The following is a 21,216-nucleotide window of genomic DNA, read 5'->3' on the forward strand; positions in this document are numbered from 1 at the left end:
TCCTTTTCAAAGCTGCATTTCCCAAAATACAAGCTATAAATACCACCACAGCTCTCTTTATATTCTACAGAATATAGCTAAGTGAGGTGCTTAAATACCTCAATATAACCGATAAAACAATTAGATATTATTATCCACCTAAGTGCTTAAAACCATCATAAACAAGTCTGCCTCTTACTCTTTTACTTTACAAAGACAAAACCCCATTTTTTACAGCACCAATCACCTGAAAAACTATGCTTTCAAAATGCTCTCATTATCCTAAGTTATCCAACATAACTTTTCATTATTCTCCCTACAAGAAAGCATCCTTCCTAATCATCCGTAACTTCAGCTAATATTTTAATTGATTCCTCAAAGTTTATTTAACCTATTATCCCTCTTTATAAATTCATTACATAATTACAAATTGCTCCATGCAACTTATCATCTTTATTCCGTGCTACCCATCTCTTATGATATCAAACTCTCGATATATAATATTTATATATTTTAAGCTACACCTTTACTTCAATCAATATCGCAAATACACAATGCCCTCTGTCGCACATTTGCAAAGTACGACATCCCCCCCAAGCACCATCACCAACTACTAAAATCAAGAAAAACTCTACAAATAAGATAAATAAAGTAAAAAATGAAAAGCAATTATTGCCTTAACCCTAGCTCTTATGCTTGTTTATTTTCAACAATACACAATAATAGTGAAATCAGAAAAAATATTCTTGAAGGGCGCTGATTGCACGTTGGTTATTTTTATATCTTTAAACACCGTAATCCTTAAAAATATAATTTCACTCTCGATTTACCGAAAATTCCTTAATGCACGTCACTTTCAAAGTAGTTTTGACTACCTTCTTATGGATTTTTATCCCTATGTCTTTTTAAATGAATATCCCCACCTATCCACACTACCACCTAAAAACAGTATGACAACTCATCAATACCACAATGCCGATAAAAAGACCCATCTTTATCAAAATGATTACATCAATAATGCTCTCATTAAATTTCTCATAATTTTCTGAAAACAAACTGCTTCTCTTATAAGAAATTACTCAACGCTTCTTCATACATAAAAAGAAAGTCTCTCCTCACTGATTATTATACAGAAACTTATCAATAAACTCTATCATAATATCAATATGTTCAGTATTTAAATACTAACATAACAGCGCACAAACTTTTTCCCTCATTGAGAAAAGCCATTTCCCCAATTCTACCTTTTTATCTTCTACATTTATTATAGTACCAACGCAAAAAGGGAAAGATGAGATTCATCTTTCCCTTTGAATACTTATAAAACCACAACTACAATTCAATGAAATCCCGTTGATGGCTAGAGAGTGTTACAGATTACTCTGCTGCCTCCAGCATAGGAATGACTGAAACATAGGAACGATTACCCGCTTTGCGTTGAAAAGAAACCTTTCCATTTGATAATGCAAAAAGCGTATGATCTTTTCCAATACCAACATTGTTACCAGGATGCCAACGTGTACCACGCTGGCGAATAATAATATTTCCGGCAATAACGGTTTCACCACCAAATTTTTTAACGCCTAGACGTTTCGATTCTGAATCACGACCATTACGCGAGGAACCACCAGCTTTTTTATGTGCCATAGACGCTCTCCTTTAATCTTTCTTACTCTTTGATGCTACAGACGCTTTCTTCTGCGGCGCAGTCTTTTTTTCAACCGTTTTTTTAGCCGTCTTCTCAACAGAAGCAGCAGCTTTTGTTTCTTGTGGTGTAGTTTCTTCTTCTTTTATAGGTTTCGCAGCAACTTTTTTAGGTTTTGAACCACCCATTAAAATTTCTAAAACACGAAGCCTCGTAAATTCTTGACGATGGCCACGCGTGCGTTTAGAATTTTGGCGACGGCGCTTCTTAAATGCGATAACCTTGCGCCCACGTGCCTGTTCTAAAATCTCAGCTGTCACCAATGCATCAGCAACGACAGGGGTACCAATAACCGCATTACCTTCTTGCCCAACCATTAATATGTCATTGAATTCAACAACATCACCCGCATTTCCACTAACTTTTTCAACTTTTACCACTTGATTAGCAACAATGCGGTATTGCTTACCACCAGTTTTAATGACTGCGAACATTTTTTATCCTTCCGTTCACTCCAGCTCTTATTTAATTTCTGCCTTGAAATAAGGGAAAATAGGCTGCTTTTTATCAGTCGTAATAGATCCCAAAGAAGGATAAAACCTTCTTCAACACAAATATGCGCAGATTTCCCCACGCTTATATTTTGTATATATGAAGGAATTTCTATTCTCTGTCAATAAAGTCCCATAAAAAAGAAAAAAAGGTTGTACCAAAAACAATTGAAGGTTATCTACCCCTTATACACTCAAATAGTGCCGATTTTTGTTTCACTTTATTATGGAGAGATGGCTGAGTGGTTGAAAGCACCGCACTCGAAATGCGGCATAGGGGCAACTCTATCGGGGGTTCAAATCCCTCTCTCTCCGCCACAGTTTATAAAGCGATATTATTAAAACTGTCTTTAATCGTAGCTTTCCGGTTGTAGCTTGTCAGCAGGTTTTGTACCAATTTATTTTTTTCGAAGGATTTTAAGGGGGGGCTCAAAGGGTCTTCAAAGACCTCTCAAAGGTCTTTATCGTTTTTGCGAATAAATTCTCATTTTTACAATTTTTGCACTTTTTTGATTTTCTGTTACATAAATCTAATCCAGATAATAAGAGAAGGCATAGTAAAATTAAAGAATTATCTCATATTTCTCCTCCTTCTACTTTTGCTTAGTTAGTACAAAACCTACTGTAAAATTATATTATTTTGCACGTCTTGCTTGAATATGTGCTAGCAACCCTAATGTTGAACTATCACGATTATCCGCTTTACTTTCTCCACGAAGAATTGGTAGTAACTCGTTTGCTAATTCTTTACCAAGCTCAACACCCCATTGATCAAATGAATTAATATTCATTAAAATCCCTTCAACAAAAGTACGATGTTCATAAAGCGCAATAAGACGACCGAGTGCAAAAGGTGTTAATAAATCCTGAACCAGCGTAATGCTGGGACGGTTTCCTTTAAAACTTCTATGAATAGCTAAATAACCTGCTTCACGTTCATCAACTCCATTTTTTATCAAGATATGCTGAGCATCTTCAATACTACGCCCCTTCATCAAGGCTTTTGACTGTGCTAAACAGTTTGCTAGCAACATCTCATACATAGAATGTAAATTTTTCTCATGCCCTTTTATAAATAAAATAAATTCTACAGGAATAACATCTGTTCCTTGATGCAGAAGCTGAAAAAAAGCATGTTGACTATTTGTTCCTGAATCCCCCCAAACAATTGGACCACTTGAAAAACTTAATGGTTTTCCATCCAGCGAGACTTGCTTACCATTTGATTCCATATCAAGCTGTTGTAAATAAGCTGGAAAATGTATTAAACGCTGTGCATAAGGAATGATAGAACGTGATGAATAACCACAAATAACACGATGCCAGAATCCTAAAAGAGCAAAACGAATAGGAATATTTTTATGCAAAGGCATTGTTTTAAAATGTTGGTCCATTTGCAATGCACCATTGAGAAATTGGCGGAAATTTCCACCACCTATTGCAAACATAACAACAAGTCCAATGGCTGACCAAATTGAATAACGTCCTCCCACCCAATTCCAAAATTTAAAAACTCTTGTGGAATCTATGCCAAATTCTGCTACTTTATCAAGCGCACTTGAAACAGCAACAAAATGCGTACCAATGGCTTCTTCTCCTAAATGTGAACAAATCCACTGACGTGCAACTTGAGCATTGACCATTGTTTCAGCCGTTGTAAAAGTTTTAGAAGCAATGACAAACAGCGTTGTTGCTGGATTCAAAATAGAGAGAGTATCAGAAATATGGGCACTGTCAGCATTAGAAACAAAATGACACTGTGGACCATCATGATAAGGTTTTAAAGCATATGTGACCATTGCAGGACCAAGATCAGAACCACCAATACCAATATTGACAATATCACTTATTCTCTCGCCACTGTTTCCCTTATAGCTGCCATCACGCACCTTTTCAGAAAATCTTTCCATATCTTCAAGGACGTCTTGAATATCGCGAATAAGATTATGACCATCCAACATGAAAATTTCATCAGCAGGTAAACGTAACGCAATATGAAGAACTGAGCGTTTTTCAGTTGTATTAATAGCCTTACCAGAAAACATTGCGTCACGCCGGCCTAACACATCTGCTGCGACAGCTAAATCATCTAGAAGTTGCAATGTTTTAAATGTCACACCACATTTTGAAAAATCGAAAAGAAGATCATCAAGTCTGAGGGAAAAATGGAAAAAACGCTGTTCATCTTCTACAAAATGCCGACGAATATCATAGACCCCATCCTTTGCGGCATGGTTTCTTAAAGCTTTTAATGTGGCTTCAAAAGCCATTTCATTTCGAATCGAAAAGCTATCTCCCATAAGCTTATCCTATACGGTTATTGATAATGAAATCTATGCCCAAACAATAACAAAGCAGAAAGCATCTCCTTTATTGATCGCTATTTTCACTGCTCACATAAAAATGAAGGAATATACAAAATATAAAGTATAAGATCCGAAAATGATATTTTTACAAGAATAAACTTTCAAATCTTTTCTATCATATACATCATTTAACTTGATTGAGTTCTTTTATTAAGCGTAAATTTTCTTCTGCTTTTGGTCTTATAAAACGCCCTAAAAAAAGATAAACAACCGGTGTAACATAAAGCGTAAAAATAGTTGCTAAACCTAAGCCACCAACGATAACCCAACCTAAAGCTATACGAGCTTCTGCGCCAGCACCTTTGGCCAAAACCAAAGGAATACCTCCTAAAATGGCACAAATCATTGTCATACAAACTGGACGAAGGCGAATGTTTGCTGCTTCTTCTACGGCTTCACGCACGCTTCTTCCCTGATCGCGTAATTGATCTGCAAATTCAACAATGAGAATACCATTTTTTGCCATAACACCAATTAACAAAATTAATCCAATTTGGCTGTAAATATTAAGACTTACACCACTTAATAGCATAGCAATTACAGCACAACCAATCCCTAATGGGACAGTGGCCATGATAATGAATCCTGAAATAAAGCTTTCAAACTGAGCAGCCAAAATCAATAAAATAATCAAAAAGGCAATGCCAAAAACAATCATAAAATTGGAAGATGTTTCATTAAGCGTTTCGGCTTCCCCTAAAGGAACCAAGTAGGTTCCTTTCGATAACAAAGGAGAAGCAATTTTCTGTACAGTTTGGTAAGCTTCCCCTAAAGCAATATCTGGAGCAAGATTTGCGCTTAAAATAACAGCACTCATGCGTTTTTCCCGTTTTAGTTGGGGAGCAATAGCTTTTTCATGTAAACGCGCAATAACCGATAAAGGAACATATCGATTGTCTTTGGTTTTTAAAAAAATATTTTCTAAATCGCTAGGACTCTTCATAGAATTTGTACGCGATATCAATTTAACATCGTAAGAATGATCATCCACGTTAATGGAACCAATCTTTTTACCATCCAACATTGCTTGTAATGTATCGCCCAAATTCGTGATATCAATCCCTAAATCGGAGGCTTTTTTTCGATTGATTTCAATAAAAAATTGCGGTTGTGTTGCATCAACAGTAAGGCGTGGGCGAATAAAACGCGGATCATCTTGTAAAGCACTAACCAGCTTATCAGCAATGGGTTGTAATGTTGCATAATCATTGCCAAGAATTGCAAATTGCAACCCTTGCCCAGTTCCACTCACACCTAGAGAATTTCCCTGCGCAGCAAACACAAAAACTGCGGGAAACTGTTTAACCTTTGCATTAACATCTTTCACGATTTCTTGCTGACTACGTAAACGTTTATTCCAAGATGAAAGCAATAAAATCAAAAAAGCAGTATTGGGTGAACCTCCAATACCCGCGATAGAGTAACTGTTAGCAATCTCCCCTGCATCACGTAATGGCTGTAGACTTGCTTCAATTTGCTCTACCTGCTCGTTCAAATATTGTGTCGAAATACCTTGTGGTCCATTAATGACCAAAAAGATAAGAGCTCTATCTTCTGCTGGCGTTAATTCCTGTTGTAGCTTCGTATAGCCTCCAACACAAAGACCCGCAAAAATAAGTGAAGCAAAAACAACAGCCCAAGGCTTTTCTAAACACTTATGCAAACTGTAAGTATATGCCTTATGAAAAAAAGTACCTAATTTATATAAAAAAGCAAAATGATGGGACTTTTCCTCTTTTTCCTCAATATGTTCTTTGAGAAAACGCGAAGCCAACATTGAACAAAGCGTTAAGGCAACAACTGAAGAAAGCAAAATAGAAATTGCCAAAACAAAACCAAATTCTCTAAAAAGACCTCCAACTTGCCCAGGAAGAAAGGAAATAGGAACAAACACAGCCACTAAAGTCAATGTTGTTGCTAAAACAGCAAAAAATACTTCACGTGTTCCTATCACCGCTGCTGCTCTGGAACCTAATCCCATGTTGCGCCACCGAACAATATTCTCAAGAACAACAATGGCATCATCCACAACAAGCCCTGTTGCTAAAACAAGTCCTAAAAATGTGAGAATATTCAATGAAAACCCTACAAGATAAATAGCTGCAATGGTACCAATCAAAGCGACAGGAAGAGATAAAGCAGGTATCAGCGTTACACGAATGTCTCTGAGAAAAAGAAAAATGACCAAGATAACGCTCAAAATAGCAATAACCAACGCAACTTCAACCTCATGAAGAGCGCTTTTAATAAAAATTGCATCGTCATTAATAACGTCTATATTTACAGAAGAAGGAACAATACTTTTGAGATTATCAACAACGGCTCTCACACCTTCAGAAATATTAAGAGTGTTGGATTGTGCTTTACGCACGATACCTAATCCAATACCTGTCTTTCCATTGATACGAAGAATAACTGTTTCTATATCCGGCGATAAAGTAACATGCGCAACATCACCAAGATGCACATGAGGCTTTAAAACAACTTGTTCAAAAGATTCTGGTGTTGTTAAACGTGCAGTAGCACGTACAACTAAAGTTTGCTTAGAATTGCGTAATGACCCTACTGGCACATCTGTTGTCATATCAGCAAGAACACGTGAAATATCTGCTACAGTTAATCCATAACTTGCAAGTTTTGCTTGATCTATATCAATCTGAAAAATCTTTGTGCGAGCACTATCGACCTGTACATCACCAATACCATCAACAGCAGAAATAGCATCAACAATCTGATCGTTTACAATCGTGGTTAAATCATCAACACTCATTGTTGGTGACGTCACAACCAAATACATCATGGCAGCAGCATTCGAATCTGCTTTAATAATCAAAGGCGAATCCGCATCTTTCGGTAAAGAATAGGTAACACGAGAGAGAGCATCACGAATATCAGATGCTGCAACATTCAAATCAACACCGACATTAAAGTTAATCTTCACACGGGAGCGTCCAAAAGAAGACGTTGAAGAAATCGTCTTAACACCTGAAACACGAGAAACAGCATCTTCTATAACTTTTGTAACTTCACGATCAATTGTTTCTGCCGATGCACCAGAAAACATCGTCACAATCGTTGTTACAGGAGTATCAACATCGGGTAATTCTCTTACATCAACATTTAACCATGCTGCAAATCCTGCAATGATGATCATAGCATTCAAAACAAGAGTAAAAACCGGTCTGCGAATAAATAAGGTAATGAGACCACCTTGCTCCACCTTTGACGTAGGCTGTTTTGTACTCAATTCTTGGCTCATTGTATATCCGTTCCATAACCTACTGATAATTGCTGTTGATGAGACTTTGGATCATCAATAGTTACTTTACTTCCTGGATAAAGCATTTGCACCCCTTGAATGACAACTTGATCACCATTTTCTAGGGGAGCTTTCACGAAAACATGATCGGCTTTATGCTGAATAATTGTTACGGGAATAGACTCTACTTTTCCTTCTCTCACACGCCAAACGAATGACCCTTTACTATTCCATTGAACTGCAAGAGGATTAACGACAGGAAAAGAACCACCATGAAACTGCAAGGAAACAGAAAAGGACATACCAGACATGAGCGTATCTTTTTCATTATTGATTTCAACCTGAGCATGAAGTGTGCGACTTTCTGGATCAACGATATTATCAATCGCATAAATATGACCAACAAAAGATCGATCTGGCTGCGCGATTAACGTTGCCGTTACCTCATCTCCTTTATGGATGCGCGACACATATCGTTCAGGGGGCCATATATCGACCAAAATACGTTCTCTATTCTCAATACGGCCTATTACAGTATTAAGGGTCACGTTATTCCCCGCATCAACGGGCAAAATACCAACAACTCCAGGAATCGGTGCTCGAATTGTTTGCCGATCGAGATCTAATTCAGCATTACGCAAAACTAAATTTGCGTTATCCAACTCTAAGCGTGCCATAATTTCTTGAACTTCCGTTGCTGTATTGCTGGCGCGTAATTTAAGAATACGCGAAAGCGTCAACGCATTGTTGTCACGTTGCACTTTTGCTTTTGCAGCCGCTATTTCTTCTTTTTTAGAATCAAGCTTTGCAATCACATCATCAGCTTGTACTTTTGTACCCGCTGATACAAAAAGCTTATCAATAACACCTGAGGATAAAGGGGTAAGCTCGACTTCTGCAAGAGCTTTTCCACTCCCAAGAACGTTAAGTTGTTCATAAAGATCTTGAACTTTTACAAGATCAACGACAACATTTACCGGTGGACTTCCCATTTTTTCATTTGAAGCTTTATCTGATACTCTTGTTTTATCCACCATAGAAATGGGTTGGTCCGCACTCTTTTTTCCAGCCCAATAGGTAACCGTTAAAACAACGATTAAAAACACCAATGGAAAGCTCTTTTTTAATAACGCCATACATCCGCCCTTGCTGTGCCAGCTTCATCTGAAATAGTTTTCAACAGTAATATCGGCGTTTTACACAAAAACCCAACAGCGGGTGTATATATCTTACCCCCACCGCAAAAAACACATCTCATCTCTGCTTGACTATCTTTCATAGATTAAAACGTCAAGTTAACTATCGTTCATATTGCTGTGTATGGTCATGACAAAAAAATGTTCATATCAAAACCAACTGAAGCCATAATATATTATATCCTTTTTTAAAATATCTCATAAAAAAGAGAAATTTTTTTATTACTATCCAAGTTTCACTTGCATTTCTTTAATGAAACGATTAGGAACCCTTTGTCTTAGATAATGTAAAAATTAAAATGTATGCACCCGTAGCTCAGCTGGATAGAGCACCAGACTACGAATCTGGGGGTCAGGAGTTCGAATCTCTTCGGGTGCGCCATCATCAACAATATCTTCTTATAAAGTCAGGCTTTTTAAATTCTTTATTTTGTATTTTGTTATTTCATTTTGTTGTGAGTCGTTTCTTTAGCCATTTTGCTAAAATAAGATGTTATGAGTCCTTCAATTCAGCTCTAAGGTGCTTTTATTAGCTTATAATCATAGCGATTGCATGAGTAGCGTGTGTTGTTGTTTTCTTTGTGTCAATCTATGCGCTTGTTTTTGGTCTCTTCCGGATTATACTCTCTACTCAGTTAGGTAATTTTTTACGTGCTTATTTCTAATTGTTCCATAACTGGATGCTTCTGGATATTTTATTCCTAGCAGTCCTATCTTAAGAGGGGCTTCAGATGTGCCGCCATAAATTCCGGTTTACCACCATGTGAAACTTTTTCAGTGTGTTGTTGGAAAGAATAAATAAACTACTTCTCAAACATACTACTATGAAACACTTATGATATCCATTAATATCATCAGCATTTGTTGCAAACCAAAGATTCTTTTTCCTAAAAACAATAAAACTCTTCTTGTGCTTCTTTAGCATTATCTCTTGCATGGCATATCATCGATTTCTATGATATCTTAATATTTTTCTGTTCTCTATGAATTTTTCTAATTAATCCATGGGGTACAGATCCCAAACGTTAATAAAAGCTAAGTTTAAAGAATTTTTCCATGCCTAAAACTGATATTGAAATTGCTCGCACTGCTAAAAAGCAACATATTATTGAAATTGCACAAAAAATTGGTATCTCACATGAAAATCTCATTCCCTATGGTCATGATAAAGCTAAAATTTCTTCTGAATACATAAAATCGCTTAATAAAAATCCAGATGGTAAACTTATCCTTGTCACAGCTATCAATCCCACACCTGCCGGAGAAGGCAAAACAACAACAACAGTTGGACTAAGTGATGCTCTTAATCTTATTGGTAAAAAAACAATAGCTACCTTGAGAGAACCATCTTTAGGTCCCTGTTTTGGTGTAAAAGGTGGTGCTGCTGGTGGTGGTTATGCGCAAGTCATTCCAATGGATGACCTTAATTTACATTTTACCGGTGATTTTCATGCTATTACAGCTGCTCATAATCTTCTTGCCGCAATGATAGATAATCATCTTTATTGGGGAAATACTCTAAACATTGATCCACGTCGCATTGTTTGGAAACGCGTTCTTGATATGAATGATCGTGCATTGCGCGATATTGTCATTTCATTGGGGGGCATAACAAATGGTTTTCCACGTCAAACAGGTTTTGATATTACTGTTGCATCAGAAATTATGGCGCTTCTTTGTCTCTCTGAAAATTTAGAAAACCTTACACAAAGACTCAAGAAAATTATTGTTGCTTATCGTTATGATAAAACGCCCATCACCGTTGCTGATCTTAATGCGGAAGGTGCAATGGCAGTTCTTCTAAAAGATGCTATACAACCCAATCTCGTACAGACAATTGAAAATAATCCTGTTCTCGTTCATGGAGGACCTTTTGCCAACATTGCTCATGGTTGCAATTCAGTTATAGCAACAAAAACTGCTTTAAAACTTGCTGATTATGTTGTCACAGAAGCAGGGTTTGGAGCAGATCTTGGAGCAGAAAAGTTCTTCAATATCAAATGTAGGCAAGCAGGTATTATACCAAATGCTACAGTGATCGTCGCAACTATTCGTGCATTAAAAATGAATGGTGGTGTGGATAAAAATAACCTGACAGAAGAAAATATCACCGCTTTAGAAAAAGGAACAGCTAATCTTTTACGGCATATAAAAAATATGGAGCACTACGGTATTCCTTGTGTTGTGGCTATCAATCATTTTGACAGCGATAGCGATGCTGAAATAAAAACATTACAAAAAATAGTTGCAGCAACTGGACACAAAGCTATTATCTGTAGGCATTGGGAACAAGGTGGAAAAGGTGCTATAGAACTTGCACAAGAACTCGTTACCTTGATTGAAGAAAAAGATTCTCATTTTAAAGTTCTCTATCAAGATAATATTCCACTCGTTCAAAAAATTAATTGTATTATAACAAAGCTATACGGTGGGCGTGGCGCCATCATCTCACCTCCTATTCTCAAACAACTTGAATCTTGGGAAAAAGAAGGTTTTGGCGCCTACCCTATTTGTATGGCAAAAACACCTTATTCTTTTTCTTCTGATCCCAAGCAATATGGTGCTCCTGTTGATTTTGAAATTCCCGTACGAGAAGTTCGTCTCTCCGCAGGAGCCGGCTTTATTGTTGTCATTTGTGGAGATGTTATGACCATGCTGGGACTACCCCATTATCCCACGGCTGAAAAAATTCAGCTTGACGAAAATGATCAAATACAAGGACTTTCATAAGTTTATAATCATGAAATCTATCATTCATTATAAAAAGTGTTTTATTGCAAAAAGAATAGAATTTTAAAAAGCGATATAGACAAATGTCTTATTTATATGATATAGGTGCTTGTCCTTTTGGATATGCCTTTAAAAGGACATAGGTTTTTCCTATCATTTATGACACTGAAAAAAGCAGGATAGATAGTGCAAGTACTCGTTCGTGATAATAATGTTGACCAAGCGCTCCGTGCGTTGAAAAAAAAGATGCAGCGTGAAGGTATCTTCCGTGAAATGAAAATGCGTAGTTATTATGAGAAGCCATCTGAGAGGCGTGCTCGTGAAAAAGCTGAAGCTATTCGTCGTACACGTAAGCTTGCTCGTAAGCGTGCGCAAAGAGAAGGTTTTGTTAGTAACGGACGGACTGTTGCGGTAAAGTAATATACTTATAATATTATATAATTGCATAAGCAATAGATAGTAAGCTACTAAGAAATTTTATCTTCATAGGCGATTGCAATAAATTGCTTGTGTGTAGGTTTTTGTGTACAATGTTATCTAATATGTTAGTTATTTGAAAATAATAAGATTTCTATCATATAGGTGGTTTTTATTTCACTCTTATATTTCAAAAAATAGATAACAAACTACACTTGAGATATTTAAGCGACTTTTTCCTATGTAAATTGAGTGCGGGGTGTTTTATTATCACTTTTCGCTATAATTTTCTCCTTCTGGATATCTCTTACATCACTGCTTCTTATGTACAAATTTCATGATGAATTTCTTTTTTGTCATTAAATATTCTACATCTTTCGATCATCCTAGGTCTGATTACAAAACAAAAATAACTATCGCAATATGCGATTGTGTGTAAATATATGATATTAAATGCATAATCCTCTTTACCTTCAGTTATGTAACAAAACGATATAATTCCATAACTTTTATATCTCTTGATTCTGTCTCTCTAAAGGATGACGAATTTCAACCACTGCACTACAGATTCTTTTTTCTTGATAAAATTCTTCTATTCATCACTTATGTAATTACCCTCATCAGTGTATCGAATAAGCCTTTCTATTTCATTCAACTTTCTTCTATACTGAGTTAGAGAAAAAGAAAATTGACAATAAACAGAGAAAATACTGTATTTTAATATGGATGAATGTGCCTTTTATTACCATTTTTGATGGAAATGTTTTTAAAATTTAAATAACGAGTTAAAGTTTTTAACGCGGAGATTTATTATTATAAGTAATCGTTTTTCATATTAAGTAATAATTCTGAATAACGTAAAGTTTCTCAACACTTTCTCATATTGAATCAATCAAGATTATCTTCTTGTACATCATAAGCGGGATTCGTATGCAAATAGAATAAAAGCTATTTAAGAAAAAACAAAAATGCTTCTTATAAACACTATAAATAATAGGAACTGCATAACATTGAAAACTGGTAAATAGAACGATGGAGCCAGCTTATCTACCATACGGATAAGCATTATCATGGCATAAGATTAGAGTGTAGAAAATTTTATAAATGAATTATCACGAAAAAGTGTCCTGTTAAAATTAGCCCTTCATATATCAATCTACTCTATAATGTTGCTCATATTTTTACGCTTAAATGTTTTATTTATCGTATTATTTTGTTCATTCAAAACTTCTTTTCAAGCCACACAATAATCCCTTTCTGAACAGCTCTCCATAGTATGCATACATGCACTTTTACTTCGAGAAACAAACTCAGAAAAGAGATGCAATACTTTAGCCCTAATTTCCTGTACAAAAACTGCTAAGGCTCCAGTAATACTTTACTGTTTTATCACGCGTACAGCTACATAAAAATCCAATGTTTATTTATATCTATCCCCTCATAAAAAAGATACGCACTAAGAAATACAAACCTTTTGTTTTCCTTATTTTGATATTTTTGTAGCAATTTTTTCATCGTTTAGATCTCTTTAACGAGCAATGTGTCATACTTTTTATCAGTTTCCAGTCTTATCTTTCAGATTTTAAATTTCCAATATATGACGAAATAAAGGAGTTCGGTGTGCAAAATTCTCGTTGGTTTCGCGTTTCAATACTCATATCATGTATCTTAATAGCAACAGTCATTGTATTGGGTTCACCTCATTTGTTGCATGCACAAACATTTAATCAAAATTTAGGGACCAGTGGTTTACCACTTCCGCGATTTGCTTCGATTAAACCCACCAGCGTTAATGTACGCGTCGGACCAGGAAGCAACTATTCTATCATTTTCACCTACAAAAAGAAGGGCTTACCTATTGAAATCATTCAAGAATATGATCAATGGCGCAAAATTCGTGATGCAGAAGGCGATGAGGGATGGGTGTATCAATCGCTTTTATCGGGAAAGCGAACTGCTATAACTATTCCATGGCAAAAAGATAAAACAAAAAGGCTGATGCTACGAAAAAACCCCACCGACAACGCAGAACTTGTGGCGGAAGTAGAACCTAACGTCATTGGTAACATCCGCCAATGTGATGGACAATGGTGCGAACTAAACATTAATAATACGCGCGGATGGCTTCAGCAACCCCAGTTATGGGGAATCTATCCTGATGAAAAAGTAAAAGGTTGGTGAATACTCAAACTCAACAAGTTTAATTTTTATTCCTCATTAAATATCCTCACTGCCTATCACAAGATTGATTTTTTGGTTTCAATCGCACGATTAAATCAACATGTGAAATTTCCATACCTTCTGGTGGCTTAGGCAAATTTCTAATAATGGGAGCTTCTTCCAAATTATAAGGAATATCAAGAATACGATTTTCACCTTCTATATAAAAATGGTAGTGATCAGAGGTATTGGTATCAAACCAAGTTTTTGAGCCTTCTACGGCAATAATCCGTAATAATCCCGCTTCCGTAAATTGATGAAGCGTATTATAAACCGTTGCTAAAGATACAGGTACACCTGCCCTCACCGCTTCCTCATAGAGCTCTTCAGCAGTAATATGACGATTTCCTTGAGAAAAAATCATATGTGCAAGTTCCAACCGCTGACGTGTTGGACGCAGACCATTTTGACGCAAATGTTTTTCTAACATAGAAATGGAATAATATTGCACAATTTTTCCACACTCTTTTGTGAACTGCTGCTCTTCATTCATATCTAAATTGTCTGCACTCACTGACATAATTACAAACCCAAATATATTCCTGCTAAATAAGATCAAAATACAAAAAAATGGGAATAGTATGGTGTAATCTTGTATTCCATTTTTAAATAATTACCTATGTAGAATACATAAAAAAAGGCTTTTGTCATTAAAAATGATATAAAATCATTTCCCTCTCTTTAAAATTTGCTCTAAAAGTAGGTTGGGAAAAGCGCAGAAATAAAGATATATGCAAATAAATGGAGTAACAATGGCTGAACAAAAGTCTCGCTACACTTATGAAGAGCTTCTAAGCTGCGCTCGCGGCGAAATGTTTGGTAGAGGTAATGCGCAATTGCCAGCACCGCCAATGTTAATGATTCATCGAATCACTCAAATTAGTGAAACTGATGGTAAATACGATAAAGGAATGGTTCGCGCCGAATTTGACATTACACCAGACATGTGGTTCTTTAATTGTCACTTTATAGGCGATCCCGTCATGCCAGGATGTCTCGGACTGGATGGTATGTGGCAATTAACAGGTTTTTTTCTTGGTTGGCTAGGCGAACCAGGCAAAGGAAGAGCAATATCAACAGGTGAAGTAAAGTTATCAGGGATGGTAACTCCACAAACCAAAATTCTTGAATATGAAATAGATTTTAAGCGTATTCGACGTGGAAATTTAGTCTTAGGAATAGCTGATGGGTGGCTAAAAGCAGATGGAGAGACTATTTATAAGGCGAATGATTTACGCGTTGCTTTATTCAAAGAAGATTGAACGTTATTTCCGTCAGAAAGAACTTTTCACTATTCTGTATGGAACGAGGAGGTATGAATGCGTCGAGTTGTTGTAACCGGAATGGGAATTGTCTCCGCAATTGGAAATAACCCTGGAGCTGTTTTAACCAGTTTACGTGAAGCAAAATCCGGAATTTCTTACGCACCTCAATATGCTGAATTAGGCTTTCGTAGCAGAGTTTATGGCAAGCCCGATATTAATATAGAAGAACTCGTAGATCGACGTGCTCTACGTTTTCATGGGCGTGGAACAGCATGGAATCACATCGCCATGGATCAAGCAATTGCTGATGCGGGTCTAGAACCGCATGAAGTGTCGAACGAACACACGGGTATTATTATGGGTTCTGGAGGTGCTTCAACACATTCAATCGTAGAAGCTGCTGACATTACACGCCAAAAAGGTCCAAAACGTGTTGGACCTTTTGTTGTCCCTAAAGCGATGAGTTCTACAGCATCTGCAACATTAGCAACTTTCTTTAAAATAAAGGGGATCAATTATTCAATCTCTTCAGCTTGTGCTACCTCCAATCATTGTATTGGTAATGCTTACGAAATGATTCAATATGGTAAACAGAAGCGCATCTTTGCCGGTGGCTGCGAAGATTTGGATTGGACACTATCTGTTTTATTCGATGCCATGGGCGCTATGTCCAGCAGATATAATGACACCCCTCACAAAGCTTCACGTGCTTATGATGTTAATCGTGATGGTTTTGTCATTGCTGGAGGGGCTGGCGTTTTAGTCCTTGAAGATTTAGAACTTGCTAAAGCACGTGGTGCAAAAATCTACGGAGAAATCGTTGGATACGGTGCGACATCCGATGGACATGATATGGTTGCCCCATCAGGAGAGGGAGCAGAACGATGCATGCGCATGGCTCTTGCAACAGTCAATAATAAAATTGATTATATCAATCCCCATGCGACAGCAACTCCTGTTGGTGATCCTCCTGAGATAGAAGCTATCCGTCGTATCTTTGGAGCAGGTGATCAATGCCCCCCCATTTCCGCTACCAAGTCTCTAACAGGACATTCCTTGGGAGCAGCAGGTGTTCACGAAGCAATTTATACATTGTTAATGATGAATCATAATTTTATTTGTGAAAGTGCCCACATTGAAGAACTTGATCCAGCTTTTGCTGATATGCCAATCGTTCGTGAACGACGTGATCATCAACAACTGAATACCGTATTGTCGAATACTTTTGGCTTTGGCGGTACCAATGCAACGCTTGTTTTCCAACGTTATGTATAAACAAAAGCTCTTAGTAATTGAAAAAAGTACGGTCTTACGGAGAATAATATGAAAGGTTTGATGGAGGGCAAACGCGGCCTTATTATGGGAATTGCGAATGACCATTCAATTGCTTGGGGCATTGCCTGTCAGCTCGCACAAGCAGGAGCGGAATTAGCGTTGACTTATCAAGGAAATGCTTTTGGAAAACGTGTTCATCCCCTAGCAGATAAACTTGGCTGCAAATTAGTGCTAGAGTGTGACGTTGAAAAAAGTGAAAATATTGATTACGTCTTTGAGCAACTTGAAAAAGAATGGAAAACAATTGATTTTATTGTCCATGCCATTGGTTTTTCAGATAAAACTCAGCTAAAAGGGCGTTACGTTGATGTTACAACACGTGAAAACTTTCAACGCACGATGGTTATTTCAGCTTATTCCTTTACTGAAATTGCTCAGCGCGCCGGTAAGCTTATGCCCAATGGAGGAACACTTTTAACTCTTACCTATGGTGCTTCACAGCAAGTTGTGCCTAATTATAACATCATGGGTGTTGCTAAAGCAGCTTTAGAAGCTATGGTACGTTATTTAGCTGCGGACTTTGGTCCTCAAAATATCCGTGTCAATGCGATTTCCGCTGGTCCTGTTAGAACTTTAGCAGGTAATGGTATTGCAGCTGCACGTGCAATATTTTCACATCAACGGCGTAATGCCCCATTACGGCGTACCGTAAATATTCATGAAATTGGAAAATCTGCTCTTTATCTACTCTCTGACTTATCATCAGGTGTTACAGGTGAAATTCATTATGTTGATTCAGGATATAACATCATGTCTATGCCAATACTTGAAGAACTGAAAAAAAGTGACGATTCCCAAGAAGGATAAATTTTATTTCATTGCACTAAAAAATAAAATCAATCATGTGCATAGTGCTTTAATCGGGTATTGAGTACTTTCTCAGCTATATAATAGTGTATTGACTTATAATAATATGACGTAAGGAATATGTGCAAATATTTGTAAGAATAAGTCAATACAAAACCAGATGTACGATGCCCTGTTTCGCAAAATATTTTATAAAAATCCGGAATATTTCTTCAATCCATGGTTGATAAATTTTGTATTTTATGACGTTATTTACCTTACTAAAGCATACGCTTTTGTCGTTGCTTATAAATCAATCCCCAGCCCTCATGCCACCGTAGTTTGAAAAAGAGATTAGAGAATTATTAAAATCCTTAGTTTCAGCTTTTGTGTAGCAAATTGAAAAAAATATTCCTACCGTTTGATTTATTCTTGAAACGCAAATACAATCTAATTTAGGATGAATATGAAGGCGTAAAGAAATCAATCATTAATCTTACTATATTCTTTAATGAAAGCATTTCTTCTAATGTATCAGGTAAAATAGAACGCCCAAAAATACTATAGCTGTTGCTCTTTCATGCATTTTTTTAAAGATATCGCTCAATGCACGCCATTCCATTTCACAATGGTACCTGTAAAACGTATAAAAATCCCTGTGAAGTACATAAAATCCTTTTTTCACCACCATTTTAATGTTTATACAGATGACAAACCGACACCGTCATTTTACTTGCCATGTTCTAATATTGAAACAACACTTGAGATGATTCATTAGAAGTATCTTTAATAATTTTTATCCACATATTAATCTACTTGTGACAAGTAAACGCATATTTTTAATTAATTCAATACAAAAATAAATTATTCATATAAACCAATTTATTATCTTTATAATCAGATTATTCTTTCAGTTTAAATGACAGCCACAAACAAGCACAATAACATTTTTTTCAATCTTAGATTTTCAAAGTTATAATTCCAAAAATCATTTCTTGCATATAAAAAACAGAATTGATATGTGAGAAAATAAAAGGCTTAAATATCTCTACTGAACAGCTTCAAGTACCTAGAGCTGTCTCAACATTGGGGGGTGTAATGATGATCGGCTTCCTCCTTCATAAACGTAAAAATGGGGATGTGCACAATGGCTTTATCGTTACACTATTTACGGTCACCGTCGCGAATTAGACTTGGGAGTTTTAAGAGAGATCTCTTTAAAACAAGCGCGTGAATATATAACAGCAATCGTGTTTTTTTGGGCGTTCTATTTTACCTGACACATCAGGGAAATGCTTTCATTAAAAAATGAGAAAAATAAAGGTGTGAGATAATCTCCATTATTTAAAAGATATTGCTTTAGATAGCGTAAAACTGAATTTAAAAATGATTGTAGAAATGGGAACTAGTTTTCATCTTTAAAATTTCATCTTCTTCCCAAAACAGATTGTCTTCTTGTTTTAAAGAATTACAAAAACAGAAATACACAATATCCCTGCCCCGATATTCTTAGCTTATACGTTATATAAATAAGATGCTTCTACCTAATGAGTCTTGTATTATTCTGTTTGCAAATATCATTGTGAGATGAATTTAAGAGACAATAAAAATATCTTGTTCATTACATTACACAAACATGTGTAAGTGGAAACGGATAATTTATCTTCAAAGAGATAGCTCTTAGACAAAAGCAAAAACTTTTATATTTCAGCCATGTTTCATAAAGAATCGAATGATATGAATCTATAATTTGCTGGAATATGACTGCCTTATACAACCATCAATACAATCTATTTTATATGTCTATCATAGCATGTTTCTATTTTTTATGATTTGAATTATTAAAAAACAGGATATTATTGTATTTCGTCCTTGAGGGCGCGGCTTAATAATGTGTTTGCTGCTTCAGTTATGTTTTTACCACAATAGAGAATTTGATAAATTTGTTCTACAATGGGCATTTCTACCCCAATACGCTGCGCCAACGTATGTACTTCCTTGGTATTCAAGTATCCTTCCACAACCTGACCAATTTGTTTTTCCGCTTCTTTTATATCTATTCCTTTACCAAGAAGTATTCCAAAACGACGATTACGTGACTGATTATCAGTACATGTCAAAACCAGATCACCTAAGCCTGTCATTCCCATAAATGTGGAAAGCTCAGCACCCATAGCCCCCCCTAAACGACTGATTTCAGCTAGTCCTCGTGTGATAAGAGCTATTCGTGCATTTGCCCCAAAACCTATGCCATCTGATATTCCTGCACCAATAGCAATAACATTTTTGACTGCTCCCCCTAATTGAACACCAATCATATCTGAACTTTTATAAACTCTAAAACTTTTGTCACAATGAAAAAGTTGCTGCAATTCTTTACCAAACTCAACATCAGAAGCTGCTATCGTCATTGCAGTAGGCCAACCAATAGCTAGTTCTTGAGCAAAAGTTGGTCCAGAAAAAACAGCTAAAGGAATTTTTTCACCTAAAATCTCACGAGCAACCTCTTGTAAGAAACGTCCGGTACCATGTTCTAAACCTTTTGTCGCCCAAATAACGCGTGAATGCTGATCTAAATAAGGCTGAATATTATACAAAACTTGATGAAATACATGGCTTGGAACAGCGATTAATATATTGTGACTTGCTGTTATAGCAGTTTCAAGCGAAGCTTCAAGTAATAAATTGTCAGGAAATCGAATATCGGGTAAATATACTTGATTACAACGTTGTTCCTGTAATTCTTTGATATGTTGAGGACTATATCCCCAAAGTAAAACATTATGACCATTACGGGCAAGAGCTATCGCTAATGCAGTACCAAAAGAACCAGCACCTATAACTGTCATTGCAACGGTTTTCATTAAATTTTCTGATTATTCTCTAAATTTTTGATTTCAATTACATATTATTATTACAAATAATTTTAATGCTATCTTTAATATAAATTCTTTAAATCTAAAAATATTACTGCTTCGTAGCTTTTTTATCTCACACAATATAAAAACTTGTTTCGCACATTCTCTTTCTTTGTAGTAAATTTTACAAACATAACTTTTTGTATATTCTACAAATAGCTATTTGTCTCAAAAATTAAAGATTGACTAAATACCCCACGGACTTTCTCTTTTAAATTAAAAGTATATTCAAAATAATGATACTCATTCCACTGATATCTTGTACTTATCTCCTGCTTTATATCCTACGAATTTCTTCTACGAAGCTGATACATGCCGCATCAGAGCTCCGTAGATATTTCTAACAACTACTCCACAGGAAACTGCGTATTTGGATCTTGCTCCATGGGCATTTCTGAACCAGGTGCTTGATCTACAGGAATTTGCGTACCTAGACCCTGCCCCATGGGCATTTCTGAACCAGGTGCCTGATCTACAGGAGTTTGCGTACCTAGACCCTGCCCCATGGGCATTTCTGAACCAGGTGCTTGATCTACAGGAGTTTGCGTA

The 21,216-nt window shown here is 36.3% G+C and carries 13 protein-coding genes, 2 tRNA genes and 1 pseudogene; 8 read left to right on the top strand and 8 right to left on the bottom strand.

The genetic code is table 11. The features are described 5' to 3' along the window. Window positions 1-1,356 precede the first annotated feature (1,356 nt). A complete protein-coding gene (gene rpmA / locus ACFIL2_RS09340; protein ID WP_100130483.1) occupies window positions 1,357-1,626 on the bottom strand; it encodes a 50S ribosomal protein L27 in 270 nt (89 codons plus the stop codon). 12 nt (window positions 1,627-1,638) lie between these two features. Further along, window positions 1,639-2,118, bottom strand: a complete 480-nt coding sequence (rplU, locus tag ACFIL2_RS09345; RefSeq protein WP_375629522.1) for a 50S ribosomal protein L21 — start codon at window positions 2,116-2,118, stop codon at window positions 1,639-1,641. Between the two features lie 285 nt (window positions 2,119-2,403). On the opposite strand from rplU, the gene ACFIL2_RS09350 reads away from it, so the two are divergent. Then, a tRNA-Ser gene (locus tag ACFIL2_RS09350) sits at window positions 2,404-2,493 on the top strand. A 317-nt stretch (window positions 2,494-2,810) separates the two neighbouring features. Here ACFIL2_RS09350 and pgi read toward each other — a convergent pair. From pgi to ACFIL2_RS09365, 3 genes are all read right to left on the bottom strand, one after another. Further along, the gene (gene pgi / locus ACFIL2_RS09355) at window positions 2,811-4,475 is read right to left on the bottom strand and encodes a glucose-6-phosphate isomerase (protein ID WP_375634032.1); all 1,665 of its coding nucleotides are present in this window, start codon (window positions 4,473-4,475) and stop codon (window positions 2,811-2,813) included. A gap of 190 nt (window positions 4,476-4,665) precedes the next feature. Then, entirely contained in the window at window positions 4,666-7,800 is a 3,135-nt protein-coding gene (locus ACFIL2_RS09360) for an efflux RND transporter permease subunit (RefSeq protein WP_375680138.1), read from the bottom strand. Next, the gene (locus tag ACFIL2_RS09365; RefSeq protein ID WP_375680137.1) at window positions 7,797-8,936 is read right to left on the bottom strand and encodes an efflux RND transporter periplasmic adaptor subunit; all 1,140 of its coding nucleotides are present in this window, start codon (window positions 8,934-8,936) and stop codon (window positions 7,797-7,799) included. Before ACFIL2_RS09365 ends, ACFIL2_RS09360 begins: the two co-directional genes overlap by 4 nt. A gap of 365 nt (window positions 8,937-9,301) precedes the next feature. On the opposite strand from ACFIL2_RS09365, the gene ACFIL2_RS09370 reads away from it, so the two are divergent. The 4 genes from ACFIL2_RS09370 to ACFIL2_RS09385 all read left to right on the top strand — a co-directional run bounded on the left by ACFIL2_RS09370 (window position 9,302) and on the right by ACFIL2_RS09385 (window position 14,324). Continuing rightward, window positions 9,302-9,378: transfer RNA gene (locus ACFIL2_RS09370), tRNA-Arg, on the top strand. Window positions 9,379-10,052: 674 nt separating this feature from the next. Continuing rightward, window positions 10,053-11,726, top strand: a complete 1,674-nt coding sequence (locus ACFIL2_RS09375) for a formate--tetrahydrofolate ligase (protein WP_375680136.1) — start codon at window positions 10,053-10,055, stop codon at window positions 11,724-11,726. 186 nt (window positions 11,727-11,912) lie between these two features. After that, window positions 11,913-12,146: a 30S ribosomal protein S21 gene (gene rpsU / locus ACFIL2_RS09380; RefSeq protein ID WP_273717519.1), complete on the top strand. Its 234-nt coding sequence runs from the start codon at window positions 11,913-11,915 to the stop codon at window positions 12,144-12,146. A 1,617-nt stretch (window positions 12,147-13,763) separates the two neighbouring features. Then, complete coding sequence (locus ACFIL2_RS09385) at window positions 13,764-14,324, top strand: SH3 domain-containing protein (RefSeq protein ID WP_375680135.1); 561 nt, start codon at window positions 13,764-13,766, stop codon at window positions 14,322-14,324. 46 nt (window positions 14,325-14,370) lie between these two features. On the opposite strand, the gene irrA is transcribed toward ACFIL2_RS09385, so the two are convergent. Continuing rightward, entirely contained in the window at window positions 14,371-14,883 is a 513-nt protein-coding gene (gene irrA / locus ACFIL2_RS09390) for an iron response transcriptional regulator IrrA (protein WP_375612837.1), read from the bottom strand. A gap of 232 nt (window positions 14,884-15,115) precedes the next feature. Between irrA and fabA the strand changes: the two genes are divergently transcribed. Genes fabA through fabI form a run of 3 tightly spaced genes read left to right on the top strand, consistent with a single transcriptional unit; the run spans window position 15,116 to window position 17,770 of the window. Further along, window positions 15,116-15,625, top strand: a complete 510-nt coding sequence (gene fabA, locus ACFIL2_RS09395) for a 3-hydroxyacyl-[acyl-carrier-protein] dehydratase FabA (protein ID WP_273722474.1) — start codon at window positions 15,116-15,118, stop codon at window positions 15,623-15,625. Between the two features lie 57 nt (window positions 15,626-15,682). Next, window positions 15,683-16,903, top strand: a complete 1,221-nt coding sequence (gene fabB, locus ACFIL2_RS09400; RefSeq protein WP_375633704.1) for a beta-ketoacyl-ACP synthase I — start codon at window positions 15,683-15,685, stop codon at window positions 16,901-16,903. Between the two features lie 48 nt (window positions 16,904-16,951). Beyond that, a complete protein-coding gene (gene fabI, locus ACFIL2_RS09405; RefSeq protein ID WP_375634021.1) occupies window positions 16,952-17,770 on the top strand; it encodes an enoyl-ACP reductase FabI in 819 nt (272 codons plus the stop codon). Between the two features lie 1,835 nt (window positions 17,771-19,605). Here fabI and gpsA read toward each other — a convergent pair. Both gpsA and ACFIL2_RS09415 read right to left on the bottom strand, forming a co-directional pair. Continuing rightward, window positions 19,606-20,613 (bottom strand): NAD(P)H-dependent glycerol-3-phosphate dehydrogenase, encoded by a 1,008-nt coding sequence (gene gpsA / locus ACFIL2_RS09410; RefSeq protein ID WP_375633702.1) that lies wholly within the window; start codon window positions 20,611-20,613, stop codon window positions 19,606-19,608. Window positions 20,614-21,014: 401 nt separating this feature from the next. Beyond that, window positions 21,015-21,216, bottom strand: a pseudogene (locus ACFIL2_RS09415) (cytochrome o ubiquinol oxidase subunit IV); the annotation flags it as partial.

Source organism: Bartonella sp. AP30XZML (assembly GCF_042195945.1).
In the GTDB taxonomy this organism is placed as follows: Bacteria; Pseudomonadota; Alphaproteobacteria; order Rhizobiales; family Rhizobiaceae; genus Bartonella.